The 20,762-nt window shown below is 68.1% G+C and carries 18 protein-coding genes and 2 pseudogenes; 8 read left to right on the top strand and 12 right to left on the bottom strand.

All coding sequences use genetic code 11. The annotated features are described in order from the left end of the window. Positions 1 to 27 precede the first annotated feature (27 nt). The gene (locus tag FHQ07_RS04365; RefSeq protein WP_139715605.1) at positions 28 to 984 is read right to left on the bottom strand and encodes a DMT family transporter; all 957 of its coding nucleotides are present in this window, start codon (positions 982 to 984) and stop codon (positions 28 to 30) included. A 32-nt stretch (positions 985 to 1,016) separates the two neighbouring features. Here FHQ07_RS04365 and FHQ07_RS04360 point away from each other — a divergent pair, with 32 nt between their 5' ends. Next, on the top strand, positions 1,017 to 1,406 hold the full coding sequence (locus tag FHQ07_RS04360) for a TfoX/Sxy family protein (protein ID WP_139715603.1): 390 nt from the start codon (positions 1,017 to 1,019) through the stop codon (positions 1,404 to 1,406). On the opposite strand, the gene FHQ07_RS04355 is transcribed toward FHQ07_RS04360, so the two are convergent. Together FHQ07_RS04355 and FHQ07_RS04350 are read right to left on the bottom strand one after the other, a co-directional pair. Then, positions 1,403 to 2,680 carry an NTP/NDP exchange transporter gene (locus FHQ07_RS04355; protein WP_139715602.1) on the bottom strand — a complete coding sequence of 426 codons (1,278 nt, stop codon included), beginning with the start codon at positions 2,678 to 2,680 and terminating at the stop codon, positions 1,403 to 1,405. The genes FHQ07_RS04360 and FHQ07_RS04355 overlap by 4 nt on opposite strands. Positions 2,681 to 2,767: 87 nt before the next feature. Further along, positions 2,768 to 3,591, bottom strand: a pseudogene (locus FHQ07_RS04350) (DUF72 domain-containing protein). A gap of 213 nt (positions 3,592 to 3,804) precedes the next feature. Here FHQ07_RS04350 and FHQ07_RS04345 point away from each other — a divergent pair. Continuing rightward, positions 3,805 to 5,337 (top strand): serine hydrolase, encoded by a 1,533-nt coding sequence (locus tag FHQ07_RS04345; protein WP_240703583.1) that lies wholly within the window; start codon positions 3,805 to 3,807, stop codon positions 5,335 to 5,337. A 27-nt stretch (positions 5,338 to 5,364) separates the two neighbouring features. Here FHQ07_RS04345 and FHQ07_RS04340 read toward each other — a convergent pair whose 3' ends face one another. The 3 genes from FHQ07_RS04340 to FHQ07_RS04330 form a co-directional block, all read right to left on the bottom strand. Beyond that, positions 5,365 to 6,030 carry a response regulator gene (locus FHQ07_RS04340; protein WP_240703547.1) on the bottom strand — a complete coding sequence of 222 codons (666 nt, stop codon included), beginning with the start codon at positions 6,028 to 6,030 and terminating at the stop codon, positions 5,365 to 5,367. Between the two features lie 75 nt (positions 6,031 to 6,105). Beyond that, on the bottom strand, positions 6,106 to 7,005 hold the full coding sequence (locus FHQ07_RS04335; protein WP_139715600.1) for a hypothetical protein: 900 nt from the start codon (positions 7,003 to 7,005) through the stop codon (positions 6,106 to 6,108). Positions 7,006 to 7,013: 8 nt separating this feature from the next. Next, a complete protein-coding gene (locus FHQ07_RS04330) occupies positions 7,014 to 9,197 on the bottom strand; it encodes a M1 family metallopeptidase (protein WP_139715598.1) in 2,184 nt (727 codons plus the stop codon). Positions 9,198 to 9,296: 99 nt separating this feature from the next. Between FHQ07_RS04330 and FHQ07_RS04325 the strand changes: the two genes are divergently transcribed. Then, positions 9,297 to 9,647 (top strand): GFA family protein, encoded by a 351-nt coding sequence (locus tag FHQ07_RS04325; RefSeq protein ID WP_139715596.1) that lies wholly within the window; start codon positions 9,297 to 9,299, stop codon positions 9,645 to 9,647. A gap of 29 nt (positions 9,648 to 9,676) precedes the next feature. Here the strand turns inward: FHQ07_RS04325 and FHQ07_RS04320 are convergent, their stop codons facing one another. Next, positions 9,677 to 9,970: a hypothetical protein gene (locus tag FHQ07_RS04320; protein WP_139715595.1), complete on the bottom strand. Its 294-nt coding sequence runs from the start codon at positions 9,968 to 9,970 to the stop codon at positions 9,677 to 9,679. A 143-nt stretch (positions 9,971 to 10,113) separates the two neighbouring features. Between FHQ07_RS04320 and FHQ07_RS04315 the strand changes: the two genes are divergently transcribed. Both FHQ07_RS04315 and FHQ07_RS04310 read left to right on the top strand, forming a co-directional pair. Continuing rightward, positions 10,114 to 12,144: a tetratricopeptide repeat-containing sulfotransferase family protein gene (locus FHQ07_RS04315; protein WP_139715593.1), complete on the top strand. Its 2,031-nt coding sequence runs from the start codon at positions 10,114 to 10,116 to the stop codon at positions 12,142 to 12,144. Between the two features lie 47 nt (positions 12,145 to 12,191). Continuing rightward, positions 12,192 to 14,660 carry a TonB-dependent receptor gene (locus tag FHQ07_RS04310; RefSeq protein WP_139715591.1) on the top strand — a complete coding sequence of 823 codons (2,469 nt, stop codon included), beginning with the start codon at positions 12,192 to 12,194 and terminating at the stop codon, positions 14,658 to 14,660. 68 nt (positions 14,661 to 14,728) lie between these two features. Here the strand turns inward: FHQ07_RS04310 and FHQ07_RS04305 are convergent, their stop codons facing one another. The 3 genes and pseudogenes from FHQ07_RS04305 to FHQ07_RS04295 form a co-directional block, all read right to left on the bottom strand. Beyond that, positions 14,729 to 15,652 (bottom strand): peptidylprolyl isomerase, encoded by a 924-nt coding sequence (locus FHQ07_RS04305; protein WP_240703546.1) that lies wholly within the window; start codon positions 15,650 to 15,652, stop codon positions 14,729 to 14,731. 11 nt (positions 15,653 to 15,663) lie between these two features. After that, complete coding sequence (locus FHQ07_RS04300) at positions 15,664 to 16,128, bottom strand: DUF1579 family protein (protein WP_168191459.1); 465 nt, start codon at positions 16,126 to 16,128, stop codon at positions 15,664 to 15,666. Between the two features lie 60 nt (positions 16,129 to 16,188). Beyond that, a pseudogene (locus FHQ07_RS04295) lies at positions 16,189 to 16,371 on the bottom strand (hypothetical protein); the annotation flags it as partial. Positions 16,372 to 16,531: 160 nt separating this feature from the next. On the opposite strand from FHQ07_RS04295, the gene FHQ07_RS04290 reads away from it, so the two are divergent. The 3 genes from FHQ07_RS04290 to FHQ07_RS04280 are packed head-to-tail and all read left to right on the top strand — an operon-like array spanning position 16,532 to position 18,731. Then, complete coding sequence (locus FHQ07_RS04290) at positions 16,532 to 16,891, top strand: PadR family transcriptional regulator (RefSeq protein ID WP_139715583.1); 360 nt, start codon at positions 16,532 to 16,534, stop codon at positions 16,889 to 16,891. Beyond that, positions 16,888 to 17,790 (top strand): sensor domain-containing protein, encoded by a 903-nt coding sequence (locus FHQ07_RS04285; protein ID WP_139715581.1) that lies wholly within the window; start codon positions 16,888 to 16,890, stop codon positions 17,788 to 17,790. Before FHQ07_RS04290 ends, FHQ07_RS04285 begins: the two co-directional genes overlap by 4 nt. Positions 17,791 to 17,792: 2 nt before the next feature. Next, positions 17,793 to 18,731 (top strand): hypothetical protein, encoded by a 939-nt coding sequence (locus FHQ07_RS04280; protein WP_139715579.1) that lies wholly within the window; start codon positions 17,793 to 17,795, stop codon positions 18,729 to 18,731. A gap of 46 nt (positions 18,732 to 18,777) precedes the next feature. Here the strand turns inward: FHQ07_RS04280 and FHQ07_RS04275 are convergent, their stop codons facing one another. Beyond that, on the bottom strand, positions 18,778 to 20,070 hold the full coding sequence (locus tag FHQ07_RS04275) for a polyhydroxyalkanoate depolymerase (RefSeq protein WP_139717864.1): 1,293 nt from the start codon (positions 20,068 to 20,070) through the stop codon (positions 18,778 to 18,780). Positions 20,071 to 20,161: 91 nt separating this feature from the next. Further along, positions 20,162 to 20,755 carry a class I SAM-dependent DNA methyltransferase gene (locus tag FHQ07_RS04270; RefSeq protein ID WP_139715577.1) on the bottom strand — a complete coding sequence of 198 codons (594 nt, stop codon included), beginning with the start codon at positions 20,753 to 20,755 and terminating at the stop codon, positions 20,162 to 20,164. Positions 20,756 to 20,762 lie beyond the last annotated feature (7 nt).

Genomic DNA, 20,762 nt, shown 5'->3' with positions numbered 1-20,762 from the left:
CGCGCTAGCCTGCCATGCCGGCGCGGATCAGTCAGCAACCTGCTTGGATTCGCTCACGCCCAGCAGTTCGGCGTGTTCCGGGTGTTGCTGCTTGCCCCGGCCGGCCAGCAGGCCCTGGGCGAACACCACGCCGAGGATGATCGCCACGCCGAGGTAGAACTTCGGGCTGAGTTCCTGCTGCTCGCCGAAGATGACCGCCGCCAGCACGATGGCGTAGATCGGCTCCAGGTTCACCGACAACTGCGCGGTGAACGCGCTCAGGTGGCGCAGCGCGACCAGGCACAGCGCGAACGGGAACAGGGTGCAGGCCAGCGCCAGCAGCACCAGCCAGAAGCCGTCGATCGCCGACGGCAGCACCAGCAGCGGGCCGGCGAAGGCGGGCACCAGGACCGGCATCAGCGGTGCGAGCAGGGTCAGGGTCAACGTGCCCGCACCGAGTTCCAGCGCGGTCACCGTCAGCGGATCGCCGCCATCGACCATGCGCTTGTTGAGGGTGCCGAACAGCGCCACCAGCAGCGCCGAGGCCACGCCGGCGACGATCCCCGCGTGCATGCCCGCCGGCACCCCGCCGACCACCAGCCAGATCCCGGGCAGCGAGGCCACGCCGAGCAGCAGGTCGCGCGGCTGGAATTTCTGCCGGGTCAGCAGCGGCTCCACCAGCGCGGTCATCGGCGTGGCGAAGGCGATGCAGGTGGCGGCGACCGAGGCGTTCGACAACTTGATCGCGCCATAGAACGTGAGCCAGTGCAGCGCGACCAACGCGCCGATCCCGGCATAGGCCCAGCGCGTGCGCGCCGGCATCGCCCGGATCCCGCGCCACACGCGCGGCAGCAGCGCCAGCGCGACGATCACGATCAGCATCCGCCACCACACCAGCGGCAACGCGGGCAGGGTGATCAGCTTGCCCAGGATCGCGGTGAAGCCCCACAGCAGCACGCACAGGTGGATCTGCCAGAGGGCGCGGGTGGTGTTGGCATCGGACATGCGCGCATTATCGCCTGCCAAGGAGCCGCCGCATGAGCCGCGAATACCTCGACTACCTGCACGACCTGTTCTCCGCGTTCGCCGCGGTGACCACCCGGGCGATGTTCGGCGGGCATGGCGTGTACCGTGACGGCGTGATCGTCGCCATCGTGATCGACGAGGCGATCTACCTGAAGGTGGACGCGGAAACCCGCGCCGCGTTCGAGGCCGCGGGCTGCGAGCCCTTCGTGTACGAAGCGAAGGGCAAGGCGGTGCCGATGAGCTACTGGTCGGTGCCGGAAGATGCGCTGGATTCGCCGCAGGAGTTCCGGCCATGGGCGCAGCGTGCGTGGGAGGCGGCCTTGCGCAAGCCGAAGCCGAAACCGAAGAAGGCGGCCGCGAAAAAGGCGGCGAAGAAGGCGGTGAAGAAAACGCGCGGCTAGCGCGCCTCGCCGGCCTCGATCCGCGCCTGCGCGCGCGCCAGCAGGTAGCCGTTCGCCGCCCACGCCACGCCCACGCCGGCGCCGACCAGCATCGCCAGCGCGGGGGTCGCGGCCAGCGCGTCCACGCCGCTCTTCACCCACGCACTGGCCATGTCGCCGGCGCGATAGACCACGCTGTCGGTGAAGTTCTTCGCCTTGTACTTGGCGCTGTCGGTGACCGCGGTCCACAGCATTTCGCGGCCGGGGCGCATGAAGCCGTACTCGCCGGCGCGGCGCAGGATCATCACCGCCACGAACACGCCGAAGCTCGGCACCAGCGCCAGCCACACGAAACCGAGCGCGATCAGCAGCGGCACCGCCGCCAGCAGCACGCCGATGCCGAGCTTCTGCGCCACCCGGCCGGTAATGAACAGCTGCGAGAGGATGGCGAGCGCCTGCACCGTGGCGTCGATCAGGCCGAACACCCGGGTCTGCGCGGCCTTGTCCGGGAACGCCGCTTCGACCAGCCGCGCCTGTTCGATGTAGAGGAAGGTGTTGGCGCTGGCCAACAGCACCACGAACAGGGCGATGCCGAGCATGTACGGCGAGCGCAGCACGTCGGTCATGCCCTCGAACGGATTGCCGCCCAGCGGCCGTGCGCGTTGCGGGGCTTCCTCCGCGTGCAGCGGATGCGCGTCGCGCCAGTGCTGGATCGCGCGCGCGGCGAAGGCCGCGCCGATGAGCAGGATCGCGGCCAGCAGCAACAGCCCGGCATGGCCGACGATCCCGACCAGCGCGACCCCGAGCAGCGGACCGGCCAGCCCGCCGGCGCTGGCCCCCGCTGCCATCAGCGCGAACACGCGCTTGGCCTGTGCGGCGGCGAACAGGTCGACCAGCACGCTCCACGCCAGCGAGATGGCGATCATGTTGAACACCGACAGCCAGATGTAGAACGTGCGCGCCAGCCAGACGTCGTCGGGGTTGGCGATGAAGCCGGCGGCGAACAGCAGCAGGTTGGCGGCGAACACGCCGTACACCCAGTACAGGATCCGCCGCCGCTGCACGCTGGCGGCGATCCAGCCGAACAGCGGCATCGCCGCCAGCGTCGCGAAGAAGGTGCCGGTGAACAGCCAGTGCAGGTTGTCGACGCCGCCGGTGATGCCCATCGTCTCGCGCACCGGGCGCAGCATGAAATAGCCGGCGAACAGCAGGAAGAACATCGCGAAGCCGGCCGCGACCGGCAGGGCTTCGTCGTCCTGCAGGTTGAAGGCGCGGGTCAGGAAGCTGCGCGGCATGTCGGCCTGGTCGATGCGGGGCGGCGCAAGCTTCGCCCGCGTGTCGCGGCCGGCGAAGTGCCGGATGGCATGTGCCTTGTGGCAGGGTCAGGATGCGCGCAATCGTTCGAGCAACGCCATCGCCGCCGCCGGATTGCGTTCCTTGGCGGCGCTGATGAAGTAGACGAACACCTCGCGCGGTTTCGCCGGTGTGGCGTCCGTCCCGATCTTCGGCAGGTCGCCGGGTTCGCCGCCGCGCGCCCATTGTCGTGCGCGCTGCCCCAGGCCGTGAGTTCGCCGCTCGGGTAGCCGCTGGCGATGCCGCTGCGCGAGCGCATCAGCCGCGCGTACACGAAATCGGCGGTCAGGTCGGCGAAGGACGGGTACTCCGGCGAATCGGTGAACACGGTGGCGAAGCCATGGCGGCGCGCCAGCGCGAGGAAATCGGCATCGACGAAGGCGGGATCGCGCACGTCCAGCACATGGCGCAATGCATGGCCGTTCGCTTCACGCGGCAACAATTCGCAGAATGCGCCGAACGATTCGCGTTCGAGTTTCAATCCGGCATCGAACTGCCAGACCAGCGGGCCCAGCTTGGCGCCGAGCTCGGCGATCCCGCCGACGAAGTCCTCGACCTGCGGCCCGGTCTTGGCCAGCGACTTCGACTGCATGATCCGCATCGGCGCCTTGCCCGAGAACACGAAGCCATCCGGCGCCTCGTCGCGCCATTTGGCGTAGGTCGCCGGCTTCTGCGTGCCGTAGTAGGTGCCGTTGATCTCGATGGCGGTGACGTGGCGGCTGGCGAACTCCAGCTCGCGTCGCTGCACCAGCCCCTTCGGGTAGAAGTTGTCGCGCCACGGCGCGAACGTCCAGCCGCCGATGCCGACCCGGATGCCGTCGGTCGCGCCCGCCGTGCCGTTGAACATGTCCATGCGGCGAGGATAGCCGGGCATGACCGATGGCGCATCGCGCCTGCCGGCGCGCGGCGGCATACTGGCCGCTTCCACGAGAGGAACGAAAACATGCGCATGCGCACGCTGGCGATCGCCCTGGGACTCACGCTCGCCTTCGGCGCGCCGGTGCAGGCGCAACAGGCGGAGCGGGCCGTCCCCGCCAAGCCGGTATTGATCGACGACCGCGCGGCGATGTCGCCGGATGCGCCGCAACTGGCCGAATTCGACGCCTTCGTCGAAGCCGTGCGCAAGCAGTTCGACGTGCCCGGCATCGCGGTGGCGATCGTGCAGGACGGCAAGGTGGTGCTGGAGCGCGGTTACGGCGTGCGCGAACTGGGCAAGCAGGCGAAGGTGGACGAACACACCATGTTCGCCATCGCCTCCAACACCAAGGCGTTCACCGCGGCATCGCTGAACATGCTGCAGGACGACGGCAAGCTGAAAACCACGGACCGCGTCATCGACCACCTGCCGTGGTTCCGCATGAGCGATGCCTACGTCACCCGCGAGATGCGCATCCGCGACCTGCTGGCGCACCGCAGCGGCCTGAGCCTGGGCGCGGGCGACCTGCTGTACTGGCCGACCACGACCTATTCCACCCGCGAAGTCGCCGAACGCCTCAAGGACGTGCCGCTGACCGGCGGTTTCCGCGAACAGTACGCCTACGACAACATCCTGTTCGGCGTGGCGCAGCTGGTGGTGGAGGAAGCCTCCGGCATGCCGTTCAAGCAGTTCCTGTCCAGCCGCATCTTCCAGCCGCTGGGGATGACCGAGACCCGCTACAACAGCGACGACCTCAAGCCCGGCGACAACGTGGCGACCGGCCATGCGCGCTTCGATTTCAAGGACCTGAAGCCGGTCGGCACGACCAGCTGGCGCAACGTGTCCGGCGCCGGCGGCCTGTATTCCAGCGTGCACGACATCGCCAAGTGGATGAACGTGCAGCTGGCCGGCGGCGTCTATGCCGGCAGCGGCGACAACGCCAAGCGCCTGTTTTCCGAGCAGCGCCAGCGCGAGATGTGGACGATGCTGACGCCGATCCCGGTCGGCAAGCCGAGCGTGCCGGAACTGGCGCCGACGACGCCGAATCTCATGGGTTACGGGCAGGGCTGGAACCTGTCCGATTACGGCGGCGAGCGGCTGGTCTGGCATACCGGCGGCTGGCCGGGGCAGGTCTCGCGGCTGACCCTGGTGCCGGGCAGGAAGCTGGGGGTGATCGTGCTGACCAGCGCCGAACTCGGCGTGGCCTTCAACGCGGTGACCTACCGCGCGCTGGACATGATGCTGGGTCGCGAAGGCAACGACTGGCTGAAGGCCTATGCGGCTTCGTATGCGAAATCGCAGGCGGATGCCGACACCTCGTGGCAGAAACATGTCGCCGCGCGCGCTGCCGGCAGCACGCCCTCGCTGCCGCTGGCGAAGTACGCCGGCACCTATCGCGACCCGTGGTACGGCGACGTCATCATCCGCCAGGGCGCGAAGGGGCTGGAGATGCAGTTCGGCAAGACCGCCGAGCTGCTGGGCGACATCGAGCACTGGCAGCACGACAGCTTCATCGTGCGCTGGCGCGACCGCGGCCTGAACGCCGATGCCTTCGTCAATTTCTCGCTGGATGCCGACGGCGGGATCCGCGAGCTGCGCATGCAGCCGGTGTCGCCGCTGACCGATTTCAGCTTCGACTTCCAGGACCTGCGGCTGGCGCCGGTGGCGACGGGGAAGAAGTAAGCCGGCGCCCGGCCCGGTTCCGTCGGGTCAGGCGTCGTCCGCCGCGGCGGCGGCTGCCGCCTCGTTCGCCGCAGCGGCTTGCGCGCGCGTGCCGGGCTTGCTGCCGTGGCGCGGGATGCCGTCCTCGTCGAGCAGCGCTTCGATCCGGTTGAACACCTCGGCGCGCGAGAACGGCTTCTTCATGAAGTCGTCGGCGCCGATGCGCTGCACGTAGAACTGTTCGGTCGCCTGCGCGTTGCCGCTGATCATGATGATCGGCACGGTCTTGGTCGCCGGGTCGCGGCGCAGGGTGCGCAACGCGTTGAAGCCGTCCATGCCGGGCAGGACGATGTCGAGGAAGATCAGGTCGGGCACTTCGTTGCGGGCGATCTCGATCCCGCTTTCCGCGTCGAACGCTTCCAGCACCTGGTACTGGTTCTGCTGCAGCATGCGCTTGATCAGCGCCACGATCGTCGGCGAATCGTCGATCACCAGGATCCGGGTGCCGGCACGCGCATTGCGGCGCGAGCGGCTGCGGCGTTCGGGGCCGTCGTGTTCCGGGACGACGCCCTGCCCGACGTCGGGCAGGAAGTCCGGGATTTCCTCGCGGGCAGGCTCGGCCTGCGGTTCCGCCACGGCGACAGGCGCCGGACTGGCGGCTGCCGGCGCAGGCTGCGGCTTGGTCTTGCGCTTGAAGAAATCGAACAGGGCCACGTCGCCTCCCCCGGCATTCGGCGTGTGCGGCCCGCATGGTAATCCGGGCCGCCGCGCTTGTCGCCTTCGGCCGGATCAGCGGCGCGCGTGGATGTCCTCGGCCAGCGCCTGCATGCCGAACAGGCGGGCGATCCGGCTCCACGCCAGCGCGGCCGCGACCGCGCTGGACAACAGCAGGCCGAGCAGCAGCGCGACCACGCTGCCATGGCCCAGGTGCGGGCGCAGCAGCAGCAGGAGCGCGACCAGCAGCAGGCCCGCCAGGGTGGTGGCCAGGTAGACCGCCAACACCGCGACGGGGCGCTTGCACAGCAGTTTCAGCCCGCGCCACCAGGCCTTGAGCGCCGAACGCAGGCGCGCGTCGGCGGCCAGCCAGCCGCGGCCGGCCTCGAGGCTGGCGTGGGCCAGCACGAACAGCAGGCCGCCGATCCAGAGCGCGACGCTGCGGCCGGTGGCGACTTCGGAGGCGAGGATCGCGTGCTCGTGCGCCTTCTCGTTGCCGGCGATGACCATGCTGGTCACCAGCAGGGCCAGGCCAAGCGGGACGATCGACCAGATGAGCATGCGCAGCATCGGCCCGTATTCGGCGATGGCGCCGCGCAACAGGTCGCCGAAGCCGAGCCGGCTGCGCGAACGCGCGGCGGCCACCGCCGCGCCGGCCAGCAGGGGCGACAGCAGCAGCATCAGGATCGCGGCGATCAGGCTGCTCTCGCCGATGACGCCGGTTGGGGCGTCGTGCGACAGCACGGCGTCCAGCAGCAACGCGGGCGCCTGGCCTGCCGCGATGGCATCGACGTGCACGGAGTGGTTGAGCACGCCGGCCAGCCAGTTCCACACGGGCAGGCCGGCGAGCAATGCGCACGACAGGCTGGCGCCGGCGAACAGCAGCCACAGCCGCCATTGCAGGGCGCGGCCCAGGGCGGCGCGGAGGGTGGGCAGGACGGGGGCTTTCGCGCCGATCGGGGTCGTCGTGTTCATGGCGGGCCTCAGACGGTTGCCAGCAGGGCGAACAGGGATTGCAGCAGCATGGCGAAATCGCGGAACCAGCGGCGCGCGGCGTCGCCGTTCGCTTCCGCGGTGCGGCTGTCGTTGAGCTCGTCGCTGTCCAGGCGGATATTGTCGTCCGGGTCGAGCTGGGCGGAGACCGCCTTGGCCGGGCCGACGAAGACGAAGCGCTGCCAGCTGCCGCTGCCGGTCACCGCCATGTCGCGCTGGCTGCCGTCGGCGAACTTCACCCGCAGGGTCTGCGGCACGGCCAGGCCGTCGCGGCGCACGACCACGATGCTGCGGTAGGGGAAGGCGCCTTCCCACGCCTTGGCCTTCGGGTGCGCCTTCTTCCACTTCTCGCGCAGGGCGTCGATGGCCTTGTCGATCTGCTTGCCGCCGACCAGCACCCGCTGGCCCTTGTAATCGCGGTAGCCGGGCAGCGGCAGGATCTCTTCGCTCTTGATGCTGGACACGCGGTCGTCGACCTTGCCGGTGCCGTAGATGAAGGCGTCGAAGGCGGCATCGACGATGTCGGCCCTGCCGGTGCCTTCGGCCAGCGCGGCCTGCAGGTCGGCAGTGGAGGGGTGGCGGAACTTCCAGCGCGCGTAGTACAGCTTCATCGCCCGTTCCATCGCCGGGGTGCCGACCAACGCCTCGATCTGCCGCATCGCGGTGGCGGTGCGCGTGTAGACGGTGTTGTAGCTGCCGCTGGACAGGCGCTCCCAGGAATTGCCGCCGAGCGGGTCGGCGGGGTCGCCGAGGCTGGCGCCGAGCCGTTCCATCTCGAACGGGGCGATCCGGGTGCCGATCCCGTACAGCTGCATCCACGGCTTGGTCAGCACGATGTCCTGCTTGCGCGCGGTCATCATCCGCTGGTCCCAGTACTCGTTCATGCCTTCGTCGAGGTAGGGCTCCTCGAACTCGTTGGAGGCCAGGATCCCGTAGAAATAGCCGTGGCCGAATTCGTGCACGGTGACGAAATCCAGCGCGAAGCGGCCCGGCGTGCCCGGCTCGTCCTGCGCGGTGCTGTCGGCGGTGAAGAAGGTCGGGTATTCCATGCCGCCGGCTTCGTCCGCGCCATAGGGCGGGATCACCGCGGTGGCGCTCTTGTACGGATACCCGCCGAGGGTGTCCGAGAAGTACTTGAGCGAGTCGATGGTGGCCTGCAGCACCGGCTTCGCATTCGATGCGTATTCCGGCGTGTAGAGGACGCTGACCTGCACCGGTCCGTTCGGGCCGTTCCACACCTGCGTCATCGGCTTGGCGTAGCGCTTGTCCGCGGTCCAGGCGAAGTCGTGCACGTCGTCCTGCACGTAGTTGTGGGTGACCTTGCCGCCCTTCTCGACAGGCGCGGCCTTCGGCACGCCGGTCGACCCGACGGTGTAGCCCCTGGGCACGGTGATGCGCACGTCGTAGCTGCCGAAGTCGGCGTAGAACTCGCTGTGCAGGTGGAATTCGTGCGCGTTCCAGCGCGGTGCGGTGGCGCCGCGCTCGCCCGGCAGCTCCAGCACGCCGATCTTCGGGAACCACTGCGCGACCAGGTGGAAGCTGCCGTAGTAGCCGGTGCGTGCGACCACCCGCGGCAACTGGTCGAAGAAGTCGATGTCGAGGGTGGTGCTGGCGCCAGGCGCGACCGGCTGCGGCAGGTCGATGCGGACCACGCTGCGGTCGGTCTTCGGGCCGCCGTCCGGCTGCACGAAGCGCCATTTCGCCGCAGCGCCGCCCTGCGCCACCTTGTCCAGGCGGATGTAGCCGTATTCGCCGTCCTTGGTGTCGACGTCGCTGCGGAAGCCGCTTTCGCTGGCGCGCTGCTCGGTCATGAAGGTGCTGCCATGGCCCTCGAAGCCGTTGAGGTACAGGTGCAGGTACACGCTGCACACCGGCTGCGCGCTGCGGTTGCGCCAGGTCAGCGCCTGCTTGCCCTTGATCGTGTGCTTGACCGGGTCGAGCTCGGCGTCGATCGAATACGCGACCACCCGGTTGGACAGGGTGGCTTCGCTGCCGCCGCGCGCGCCGCCCCAGGCATCGGCCGCGCTGGGCGTGCGCACCGCGGCGGCGTCCGCGCCGGCCAGCGGGATCTCGGGGCAGGCGCCCGCGGCCGGGAGGGCGGGCGCGGCATGCGCCGTGGCGCCCCACATCGACAGGACGGCAAGCAAAACGGCAGCGGCACGACTCGTGTGCATGGGCGGGTTCCGGCAGGGAGGGCCAAACAGAATCCCTAGGGTGTGCGATGCCGGCCCGGCTGGCAAGATACGGAAGTCATCCCCCCCGGAACCCCCGCCATGACCCACCAGGGAAGCTGCCACTGCGGCCGGATCGCGTTCACCCTCGAGGGCGAGATCGAGACGGCCATCGACTGCAATTGCTCGCTGTGCCGCCGTCGCGGCAGCCTGCTGGCATTCTTCCCGCGCAGTGCGCTGGCCCTGCACACGCCGGAAGCCGACATCGCCACCTATACCTTCAACTCGCACACCATCCGCCATCGCTTCTGCGCCCACTGCGGTTGCGCGCCGTTCGGCGAGGGCGTGAACCCGAACACCGGCGAGGCCACGGTCGCGGTCAACGTGCGCTGCCTGCCGGACGTGGAACTGGCATCGCTCAAGGTGATGCCGTTCGACGGCGCCAGCCGGTAGCGCGGCTACGGGTCGCGGGCGGCGGCCGCTCAACCCTCGTCGTGCTCGAATTCGACCAGCAGGTCGAGGTCGAAGGCCAGCGCTTCCACCGCTTCGCGCACGCGCTTGGCGGCCGAGGCGTTCGAGGCCTCGATCTCCAGCTCGTGGGTGTCCGGGCCGCTGAGGTCGCTCAGCCCGGCCGAGCTGGAATCGGCATCGTCCATGTGCGGCATCAGGTCGTCGATTTCCTCGACGTGGCCGACGCCGTCCAGGCTTTGCAGCAGGTTGCCGATCGCGCGGACGTCGTCCTCGCGTCCGGTCACGCGCAGGCGGAGCAGGGGCATGGCGGGCTTCTCCGGCGGGGTGGGTCAGGCTAGGCGCGGACAGGCTAAGACGGGGTGAGCGCGCTGGACGCTGCCGTTGCCGCGCGGGTAGATTGCCCAATCGTGTCCGGAAGGCACGGTTGTTCCCGATGCCGAAGGACAAGATGAGCGATACCGAGCCGACTGCGACCGTTGACGCCGCACCAGCCAATGCCATGCGGTTGTACGCGCGCGACCCGGAACTCGCCGCCGAGCAGGCCCGGCAAATCCTGATGGCCGTGCCAGGCGAGCCCGGTGCCCGCCTGATCTTGGGGATGGCGCATGCCGCGCAAGGCGAGTACGTGCGGGCCCTGGCCGAACTGGAACCGCTGGCACTTGAACAGCCGAACGCATCGCGAGTGCACCTGGAGCTGGGCATGGCGTTGGCGGGCGCCGGCCGAGGCGACGAAGCCATCGCCGCAGTCGAACATGCGGCGCGCCTGCTGCCGACCTTGCCGCTGGTCTGGCTTCGCCTCGCCCATTTGCTCGATGCCGCGGGCGAGCGCGCCAAGGCGGCCAGCGCCTACCTGCAGCATGCGCGCACCGGCATGCACGATGCGCAATTGATGGCAGCAGGCCGGGCGCTCAACGCCGGCGACCTGCCCCAGGCCGAGCAGAAGTTGCGCGATCGGTTGCGCGCGATGCCGAACGACGTGGCGGCGATGCGCATGCTGGCCGAGCTGGGTGCGCGCGTGGGGCGCAACGACCAAGCACTTGCGTTGCTGGAACGCTGCCTGCAACTCGCGCCTGGCTTCACGATGGCGCGACACAACTATGCGCTGGTGCTGGATCGCAGCAGCCGGCATGAAGATGCGCTGGTCGAACTCGAAAGCCTGCTGGCCAACGACGCGGACAATCCCAATCTGCAGAACCTGAAGGCGGTGGTGCTGGGCAAGCTCGGCAACTACGGCAGCGCGATCCGGTTGTACGAATCCATCCTCGACAAGCGGCCCAAGGAGCCGCGGGTGTGGATGAGCCTGGGCCATGCGCTCAAGACCGAGGGACAGACCGAGCGCGCCATCATCGCCTATCGCCGCGCGATCGAGCTGAACCCCGGTTTCGGTGGGGCCTGGTGGAGCCTGGCCAACCTCAAGACCGTGCGTTTCGACGCGAGCGACATCGCGGCGATGCAGCGTCAGCTGCAACGCGAGGATCTCGACGACGACCAACGCCTGCACTTCGAGTTCGCGCTGGGCAAGGCGCTGGAGGATGCCGCCGAGTACGCCGCCTCGTTCGCCCATTACGCCAGCGGCAATGCGCTGCGCCGCGCGCAGTTGCCCTACAACGCGGAGCAGAACGCGCAACGCAGGCGGCGCGCGCAAGCCACGTACACGCGCGACTTCCTCCTTGAACGCGCGGGCGTCGGTCACGGCGATCCGTCACCGATTTTCATCATCGGCATGCCTCGCGCGGGTTCCACCCTGATCGAGCAGATCCTGTCGAGCCATCCGCAGGTCGAGGCGACGATGGAGCTGCCGGACATCATCGCGATCACCCGCGACCTGCGAGCCCAGTCGAAGCAGCCGGAGGCGGTCTCCTACCACGACATCGTCGCGACGCTGGACTCGGCGGAATTCGAGGCGCTCGGCAGGCGCTACATCGAAACCACCCGCGTCCAGCGCAAGCTCGGTCGCCCGTTCTTCATCGACAAGATGCCGAACAACTTCGCGCACGTCGGGCTGATCCAGCTGATCCTGCCGAACGCGAAGATCATCGATGCGCGCCGGCATCCGCTGGCCTGCGGCTTCTCCAACTTCAAGCAGCACTTCGCCAGGGGCCAGAACTTCAGCTACGACCTGGCCGACATGGGGCGCTACTACGCGGACTACGTGGCGTTGATGGCGCATTTCGACGAAGTGCTGCCCGGCCGCGTGCATCGGGTGATCTACGAACGGATGGTGGACGATACCGAGGCGCAGGTGCGCGCGTTGCTCGCCTATTGCGGCCTCGAGTTCGACGAACGCTGCCTGCGTTTCTTCGAGAACGAGCGCGCGGTACGCACCGCCAGCTCGGAGCAGGTGCGGCGGCCGATCTACCGCGAAGGCGTGGACCAGTGGCGGCACTACGAGTCCTGGCTGTACCCGCTCAAGCTGGCGCTGGGACCCGTCCTCGACCATTACCCGGCGGTGCCGCCGGCGGGGGAGTTGCCGGTTTAGCGTTAAAAAAGCGTAATCTTCGGCAAACCACCCGTGGGGAACCCGAGATGCACGCCAGCAAGCGCATTGCCCGCAAGACCCGTCCGTTCCGAAAACTGCCGCTGGCCGCGGCAGTGGCCCTGGCCTTCGCTCCGCAAGCCTGGGCGCAGTCCGCCGATGCGCAGGCTTCGCCGGACAAGCAGGCGCGCACCCTCGACACCATCACGGTGACCGCGCAGAAGCGCGAGGAGAACCTGCAGAAGGTGCCGATCAGCCTGCAGGTGCTGGGCAATACCCAGCTCGAGCAGCAGAACGTCGCCGCCTTCAACGACTACGCCAAGCTGATCCCCAGCCTGTCGTTCGGCACCTCGGGCGGCGGCGTGTTCTCCGGCCCCGGCTTCGTCCAGCTGTACATGCGCGGCGTGGCCAGCGGCAACGACGCCAACCACTCCGGTTCGCAGCCCAGCGCGGCGATGTACCTGGACGAGCAGCCGATCACCACCATCACCGGCGCGCTCGACATCCACATGTACGACATCGAGCGCGTCGAGGCGCTGGCTGGCCCGCAGGGCACGCTGTACGGCGCCAACTCGCAGTCCGGTACGGTGCGCATCATCACCCGCAAGCCGGATCCGTCGGGCTATTCGGCCGGGTTCTCGGTCGAGGGCAGTAAGATCGAGGACGGCGGGATCGGCCACGTGCTGGAAGGCTTCGTCAACGTGCCGATCAACGACCATGCGGCAGTGCGCCTGGTCGGCTGGCAGAAGCACGACGCCGGCTACGTCGACAACATCCACGGCACCCGCACCTTCCCGACCTCCGGCATCACCATCGACAACGCCGCTCGCGTCGAGAAGGATTTCAACGATGCCGACACCGTCGGCGTGCGCGGCTCGCTGCGCTTCGACATCAACGACAACTGGACCATCACCCCGACCCTGGTCGCGCAGAAGATGAAGGCGCACGGCAGCACCGGCGTCGATCCGAATGTCGGCAACACGGATTTCGGCTACGACCCGTCCAGCGCCGAACTCGCGGTCAAGCACTTCTATCCGGAATCCTCGGACGACCGCTGGCACCAGGCGGCGCTGACGGTGGAGGGCAAGGTCGGCAACTTCGACCTGACCTACGTGTTCTCGAACATGAAGCGCGACGTGGATTCGGAGGCGGACTACGCCGACTACGGCTTCTGGTACGACAGCCTGGCCGGCTACGGCGCGTACTTCTACGACGACAACGGCGACCTGATCAATCCGTCGCAATACATCCAGGCCACGGACGGCTACAAGCGCACCAGCCACGAACTGCGCATCGCATCGCCGCAGGATAGCCGTTTCCGCATGGTCGCCGGCCTGTTCTGGCAACAGCAGAGCCACGACATCTTCCAGCGCTACAGGGTGGACGGCCTGGCAACCGACATCGAGGTCAACGGCTGGGCGGACACCATCTGGCTGACCGCGCAGCAGCGCAAGGACCGCGACAAGGCGGTGTTCGGCGAGCTGTCCTACGACCTCACCGATCGCCTGACCCTGACCGGCGGCATGCGCTTCTTCCGCAACGACAACAGCCTGAAGGGCTTCTTCGGCTACGGCGACGGCTTCAGCGGCAGCACCGGCGTCTCGCAGTGCTTCTCCAGCGAGCAGTTCCACGGCGCGCCCTGCGTCAACCTGGACAAGGGCACGCATGAAAACGACCACATCGGCCGGGTCAACCTGACCTGGCAGATCGACGACAAGAAGATGGTCTACGCCACCTGGTCGGAGGGCTACCGGCCCGGCGGCATCAACCGCCGCGGCACGCTGCCGCCGTACACCTCGGACTTCCTGACCAACTACGAGTTCGGCTGGAAGACCAGCTGGGCGGACAACAAGCTGGTGTTCAACGGCGCGCTGTTCCGCGAGAACTGGGACGACTTCCAGTTCTCCTACCTCGGCCAGAACGGCCTGACCGAGATCCGCAACGCGAACTCGGCGCGCATCGACGGCCTGGAGCTGGACCTGGCCTGGGCGGCCACCTACAACCTGCAGATCAACGGCGGCTTCGCCTGGTACGACGCCAAGCTGACCGCGAATTACTGCGGCTGGCTGAAGCCGGACGGCAGCCCCGAGACCAGCTGCCCGGCAGGCACCGTGGACCCGAACGGCAACGTCGTGTCCGGGCCGCTGGCGGCCAATGGCACCCGCCTGCCGGTCACCGCCAAGTTCAAGGGCAACCTCAACGCGCGCTACACCTTCGACTTCCATGGCGGCGAGGCCTACTGGCAGGCGTCGGTGGCGCACCAGGGCGACCGCACCAACGACCTGCGCGACGCGCAGAGCGCGGTGTTCGGCAAGCTGGGCGCCTACACCCTGACCGACCTGTCCGCCGGCTGGAAGAAGGACAGCTGGTCGATCGACGTGTTCCTGAAGAATGCCTTCAACACGCGCGGGCAGCTGGCGCGGTTCTCCGAATGCGCGGCGCTGACCTGCGGGCAGGAGTCCTACACCGTGTTCGCCCAGCCGCGCACGCTGGGCGTGCGCTTCAGCAAGGAGTTCTGACGCGGCCGCGATTGTCGATGCAAGGAAAAAGGCGGCCATTGGCCGCCTTTTTCTTCATCGCGATGCCCTTACTTCGCCGGCGGCGTGCGCACCGGCAAGGCCACGTTGCACAGGTCGATGTGGCCGGCGGGCACGGTGTAGAAATCGTCGACCCGGTTGCGGCGCGCCTCGGTGGCGTCGATGAAGGCCTGGCTGTCGGTGCGCAGCAGCTGCAGCGGGGTGCGCTGCGCCTGCGGCACGTCGCTGGCCAGCTTGATCGAGACGATCGGTGCGCGTTGCTCCGGTTTCTCGTAGAAGCCCATCGGGTCGGGGCCGCGCGGGATCGTGCTGAGCAGCTCCATGCCCTTGACCACGCGGCCGACGACCGTGAGCTGGTGGTCGAGCGCGCGCGGGGCCTGGCCGATCACGACGTACAGTTCGGCGCCGATGCTGCTGTCCGGCGGGTTGTTGCGGCCGGCGCCGAGCACGCCGTAGCAGTGCGCGATCCAGCTCTTGCCGGTCTTCGGGTCGTGCGCGGCGGGCATGCCGTCGACGAAGCCGACCTGCGGTGCCCAGCCGTCGACGTCGGGCAGCCTGTCGAAATGCACGCCCTTGTCGCTGCGGGTGAATTCCGCCGGCAGGTGCTGCTTGGTGCCGGCGGGGAAGGGCTTGGCCTTCGCCTTGTCGTCGCCGTCGGCATCGCCGAACTGGACCACGAAGTTGTCCTGCGAGCGGTAGATGCTCAGCCCGTCCCAGAAGCCGCCCCTGGCCATGGTCTTGATGTTGGCCACGTGCTCCGGCGCGAAGCCGGGGGCGAGCTCGACGATCACGCGGCCGGTCGGCAACTCCATGTACAGGGTGTTGGCCGGATCCAGGTCGCGCCAGGCGCTGGCCGGGGCGGCGTCGATGATCTCCTTGGCCGACTTGCGCTTCGGCGGCTGCTTCGCGTCCTCCGCGTGCAGGTTGGCGGACAGCAGGGCAAGCAGGGCGGTGCAGAGCAGCGTGGTGCGCATCTGTTTCTCCATCAGGCGGTGCGGGCGTAGTCGCCGCGCATCATTTCGGTGAAATCGGACTGGCCGGGGAAGCGGTTGGACATCGCGAAGGTATAGCGGTCGCCGAAGAATTCGTAGCGGTAGCGGCCTTCGCCCATCGGCGTGGTTTTCTCGAACAGCAGCACGTCGCCGTCCCAGCGGCCGCGCGCCGGGCCGTCCGGCGGGAAGCCCATCGAATCGAACCACCACCACAGCACGTCGCTGCCCTGCGGATCGATCACGAACACGCCGTGGCCGTGGAACGCCACCGCGCCGTCCTTGGTCTCCTCGTAGTCCTGCAGCAGCGCCATGCCGTCGAGACCGACGCGCATCGTCGTCGCGCCGCTGGCCGGCCCGCCCGGACCCCAGGGCGAGGGCGCCAACACTTCGTCGCCGGCCCAGTGGCCGGCGAAGCGCATCAGCTTGGCGTGTTCCGGACCGGGCTTGGGCATGTCCATCGTCGGCATCCATGGTCGAAGGGATGCCGAGCATAGCCCGCGCCGCGCTCAGGCGGCCTTCTTCTTCGCCCGCTTGCGGCCGCTGCCGGACTTCTTGCCGCCGCCGTCCTGCTTGTTGACCGTGGCCCAGGCGATGCGCTCGGCATCCTCCCGCGAACGCCCTTGCTTGCGTTCGCTCTCCTCGATGTGCGCGGCCTGGCGCTTCTGCTTGTCGGTATAGGCCGACTTGTCTCCGCGTGGCATGGCTGCCTCCTTGCGGCGGGCCTTCGATGCTCGCGCGCCGGGGTTTCGCGGGCGGTGAACGTTTCGTTGCCGTGGCGTGACTACTGGCATATTCACTATATCGAAATTAATAGTAGTATCGACTCAAGATTAGCGGCACACACTCGATAGGAGCCGTCCCATGGACGAACCCCTGCTGCGGAAATTCCACAAGGAGCTGAGCGCCGGCACCGTCTCGCTGGCGTTGCTGGCGGTGGTCGCCGCCGGCGGCGAGGCGATGTACGGCTACCAGATCGCCAAGCGGCTGGAACAGCTCGGCGACGGCGTGCTGGCCGGCAAGCAGAGCGCGCTGTACCCGGTGCTGCGCAACCTGGAGGGCGCCGGCCTGCTGGAAAGCTTCGTCGAGCCCTCGATGAGCGGGCCGCCGCGCCGCTACTACCGCGTCACCGCCGCCGGTCGCGACGCGCTCACCGACTGGAGCGCCGCCTGGCGCGCCACCCGCGATTCCCTCGATGCCGTGCTCAAGGAAGCCAGCGCATGAACGCCGACCTGCCGACCACCATTCCCGCCTACCTGGAGCGCCTCAAGCACGCGCTCGATGGCTGCGATCCGGCGCTGGCGCAGGACGCGCTGTACGACGCCGAGGATTACCTGCGTTCGGAACTCGCCGCCAATCCGCACAAGTCCGAGGCCGAGGTGATCGCCGCGGTCGCCGGCAGCTACGGCGCGCCGGACGAAGTCGCCGACATCTACCGCGATACCGAAGTGAAGGTGCAGACCGCGCTGCGGCCGCCGGCTCCGACGCCGCGCAAGTCCGCGGCCGGCCGCTTCTTCGGCGTGCTGACCGATCCGCATACCTACGGATCGCTGTTCTACATGCTGCTGGCGATGGCCACCGGCACCATCTACTTCACCTGGGTGGTGACCGGCGCCTCGTTGTCCGTGGGGCTGGCGGTGCTGATCATCGGCATCCCGTTCGTGATCCTGTTCATCGGTGCGACGCGGATCCTGGCGCTGGTCGAAGGCCGCATCGTCGAGGTCATGCTCGGCGAGCGCATGCCGCGTCGGCCGCTGTATTCGGACAAGAGCCTGCCGGTGCTGCAGCGGATCGGTGCGATGTTCACCGACCCGCGCACCTGGGGCACGATGCTGTACTTCCTGATGATGCTGCCGCTCGGCGTGACCTACTTCACGGTCGCGGTGACGCTGCTCGCGGTGGGCGTGGCCTTCATCGCCTGGCCGTTCGCGTGGTGGTTCGGCAATCCCGAGTACATCAACGTCGACCTCGGCTGGATCGACCCGGCGTCGCCGTGGGCATGGCCGCTGAGCATCGCCATCGGCGTGCTGCTGGTGTTCGCCACCTTGCACCTGGTCCGCTTCGTCGGCCGCATGCACGGCAAGCTGGCGAAGGCGATGCTGGTCAGCAGCCGGGCGTATTGAGGATGAAGTGGCTGAAACGCGTCGCGTTGGGACTGCTTGCCTTGCTGGTGGTTTCGTCGGTCGGCGGCTATGTCTACTTCGACAGGAAGTTCACGCCGCCGGCGAATGCCTTGTCGGTGTCGAACGCGGCGCAACGCATCCCGCTCCGCTGGCTCGCCAGCGATGGCAATCCGCATGCCGCATTGCTCCTGCCGGTGAAGATCGATGGCATCGCCGACGTCTTCTACATGCAGCTGGATACCGGTGCGCCAAGCACGGTCTTCTATCGCAGATCGCTGCAGTCGATCCTCGAACAGCATCCCGCGGCATTCGCCATCGAAGCCGGCAAGCAGCAAGTCGGCCTGGGATTCGCGATCGATGGGTTGAACGTGCGCTCTCCGCGCTTCGCACTGCTCGACTACGGCAGCAAGGTCGAATCCGGCAACCCGCAAGCAGCCAACATCATCGGCAGCATCGGTACCGACCTGCTGGAGAAGCGCGTGTTGGTGCTGGATTTCAGGCAGGACGAGTGCGCGTTCCTGCAGGCGGTGCCCGAGGCGGGGTTTGCCGATTTCCAGTTCAGGAAACGCAGGATCCTGCTGCCCGCGCGCATCGGCGACCAGCCACGCACGCTGCTGTACGACTCGGGATCCAGCGGCTACGCCTTGCTGACCGGCAAGCAGGAGTGGGATCGGCTGAAAACGCCCGGTGGCTTGGTCAAGGTGGAGAAGGGCAATTCGTGGGGGCGCGCGCTGAAGGTGATGACGGCGCCGGCGAATCGGGAAGTGACGGTCTCGACGGTCGCGCTGCCGTTGACGGATGTGACGTACGTCGAAGGCACGTCGCGCATGCAGGACTGGCTGATGCGCAGTTCCGGTATGCAGGGGATGGTCGGCAACACGCTGTTCCTGGGCCGCAAGCTCACGCTGGACGCGAGCACGCGGAAGTTCAAGGTCGAATGACTGCTGGCGGGCGCAGAGGTCCGCCGATACCGCAACTCGGAGTGCTTCAGCGCGCGGACTTCTTCGCCGGTTTCTTGTTCGGCGCGACGGCCGCAGTCCCCGCATGCGCCGCGATGAAATCGCGCACCTGCGGATACACCTGGGTGCGCCAGCGACGACCGCTGAAGATGCCGTAGTGGCCGGCACCCGGCACCGTGTAGTGCTGCTGGTCGGCCTGCGGGATGCCGGTGCACAGCTTGTGCGCGGCGCGGGTCTGGCCCTGGCCGGAAATGTCGTCGAGTTCGCCTTCGATGGTGAGCAGCGCGCTGTGCACGATCTTCGACGGATCCACGCGCTCGCCGGCCACGTCCCACAGCCCGCGCGGCAGCAGGTGTTCCTGGAACACGGTGCGGATGGTGTCGAGGTAGTACTCCGCCGGCATGTCCAGCACCGCGTTGTATTCGTCGTAGAACTTGCGGTGCGATTCGGCGGAGCTGAGGTCGCCCTTCAGCAGGTCCTGGTAGAAATCCCAGTGCGAGGTGCCGTGCCGCTCCGGGTTCATCGCCACGAAGCCGAGGTGCTGCAGGAACCCCGGATACACGCGGCGGCCGGCACCGGGATAGTTGGCCGGCACGTTGTGGATCACGTTGTTCTCGAACCACCACAGCGGCTGGCGCGTCGCCAGGTTGTTGACCGCGGTCGGCGATTCGCGGGTGTCGATCGGGCCGCCCATCATCGTCATCGAACGCGGCAACGGTTCGCCGCGCGCGGCCATCAGCGAGACCGCCGCCAGCACCGGCACGGTCGGCTGGCAGACGCTGATCACGTGCAGGTTGTCGCAGCCGATGTGGCGGATGAAATCCTGCACGTAGGCGACGTAGTCGTCGAGGTGGAACGGGCCCTGGTCGGCCGGCACCATCCGCGCGTCGGTCCAGTCGGTGATGTAGACCTTGTGGTCGATCAGCAGGGTGCGCACGGTGTCGCGCAGCAGGGTGGCGTGGTGGCCGGACAGCGGCGCGACCACCAGCACGGTGGGATCGTCCTTGAGGTCGCGCAGGCGGTCCTCGTTGTCGCTGTAGCGCTTGAAGCGCAGCAGGCGGCAGAACGGCTTGCTCATGTCGACGCGTTCGACCACCGGGCATTCGACGCCGTCGATCTCCACGCCGTGGATGCCGAATTCGGGTTTCTCGTATTCCTTGCCCAGCCGGTACATCAGCTCGAACGCGGCGGCGGTGCGCTGCGCGCCCGGCAACGCGGTCAGCCAGCTGTCCTGCGCGGAATACATCTTGGCGCCGGCGTCGGCGAAGTAGGTGTACGGCGCCAAGCCCGCACGCCAGAGTTCATGCCATTGGTAAAGCAGCATCGTCGGTCGGTCACCCATTTGCGGCGATGCAGCATAACGCATCGCCACGGGTGGCCCGTGATGGCGGCCACGGTTCCCGCAAACGGCGTCAGTCCGGCAATTCCAGGGCCGCGGCGTGCCCGACCCGCGCCGGCGACAGCCAGCAATGCGAACCCAGCGGGCGCAAGCCGAGCGCGCGCAGGCGGCTGCGGTAGAACGCCGCGGGTCGGGCGATGAAACCGTGGTCGTCGCCGACGGCTTCATCGCCGCGGGCAAAGGCCTCGATGAAGGCCACCCCGCCGCACAACTCCGCCAATGCGGGCAGGCCGCGGTCGAGTTCGCGCGTCGGCAGGTAATGCAGCACGTCGCTGCACACCAGCAGGTCCACCGGCGCGCACGGGCGCAGGAATTCGAAATCGCCGAAGTTCGCCAGGTGCAGGTTGCGCGCGCGGCCGTAACGTTGGATCGCGTACTCGCTGCTGTCGAAGCCGAGGTAGCTGAGCTTCGGCCGCAACTTCAGCAGCGGCGCGCGCCACGCGCCTTCGCCGCAGCCGATGTCGAGCACGCTGCGCAGCGGGCGTTCCAGGTGGTATTCGGCGGTGGCGACGGCCAGCGCCACTTTCCGCGCAAGGCGCGCGGCGCCGCCGACTTCGCTGTGGCGGTACCACTTGTCGAAATAGGCGCGGTCGTAGGTCTTGGTCATCGTGGCA

Origin of the sequence: Thermomonas aquatica (assembly GCF_006337105.1) — a bacterium.
GTDB classification, from domain to species: Bacteria; Pseudomonadota; Gammaproteobacteria; order Xanthomonadales; family Xanthomonadaceae; genus Thermomonas; species Thermomonas aquatica.
The sequence above is the reverse complement of the archived record's forward strand: the minus strand, read 5'-3'. Positions and strand labels throughout refer to the sequence as shown.

Coding starts and splice junctions, on each gene's coding strand:
- FHQ07_RS04330 (WP_139715598.1), bottom strand. CDS start 9,197: ATGCACACGAGTCGTGCCGCTGCCGTTTTGCTTGCCGTCCTGTCGATG.
- FHQ07_RS04290 (WP_139715583.1), top strand. CDS start 16,532: ATGGACGAACCCCTGCTGCGGAAATTCCACAAGGAGCTGAGCGCCGGC.
- FHQ07_RS04305 (WP_240703546.1), bottom strand. CDS start 15,652: ATGCGCACCACGCTGCTCTGCACCGCCCTGCTTGCCCTGCTGTCCGCC.
- FHQ07_RS04355 (WP_139715602.1), bottom strand. CDS start 2,680: ATGCCGCGCAGCTTCCTGACCCGCGCCTTCAACCTGCAGGACGACGAA.
- FHQ07_RS04360 (WP_139715603.1), top strand. CDS start 1,017: ATGAGCCGCGAATACCTCGACTACCTGCACGACCTGTTCTCCGCGTTC.
- FHQ07_RS04325 (WP_139715596.1), top strand. CDS start 9,297: ATGACCCACCAGGGAAGCTGCCACTGCGGCCGGATCGCGTTCACCCTC.
- FHQ07_RS04300 (WP_168191459.1), bottom strand. CDS start 16,128: ATGGACATGCCCAAGCCCGGTCCGGAACACGCCAAGCTGATGCGCTTC.
- FHQ07_RS04335 (WP_139715600.1), bottom strand. CDS start 7,005: ATGAACACGACGACCCCGATCGGCGCGAAAGCCCCCGTCCTGCCCACC.
- FHQ07_RS04280 (WP_139715579.1), top strand. CDS start 17,793: ATGAAGTGGCTGAAACGCGTCGCGTTGGGACTGCTTGCCTTGCTGGTG.
- FHQ07_RS04285 (WP_139715581.1), top strand. CDS start 16,888: ATGAACGCCGACCTGCCGACCACCATTCCCGCCTACCTGGAGCGCCTC.
- FHQ07_RS04345 (WP_240703583.1), top strand. CDS start 3,805: ATGTCGCCGGATGCGCCGCAACTGGCCGAATTCGACGCCTTCGTCGAA.
- FHQ07_RS04315 (WP_139715593.1), top strand. CDS start 10,114: ATGAGCGATACCGAGCCGACTGCGACCGTTGACGCCGCACCAGCCAAT.
- FHQ07_RS04365 (WP_139715605.1), bottom strand. CDS start 984: ATGTCCGATGCCAACACCACCCGCGCCCTCTGGCAGATCCACCTGTGC.
- FHQ07_RS04320 (WP_139715595.1), bottom strand. CDS start 9,970: ATGCCCCTGCTCCGCCTGCGCGTGACCGGACGCGAGGACGACGTCCGC.
- FHQ07_RS04270 (WP_139715577.1), bottom strand. CDS start 20,755: ATGACCAAGACCTACGACCGCGCCTATTTCGACAAGTGGTACCGCCAC.
- FHQ07_RS04310 (WP_139715591.1), top strand. CDS start 12,192: ATGCACGCCAGCAAGCGCATTGCCCGCAAGACCCGTCCGTTCCGAAAA.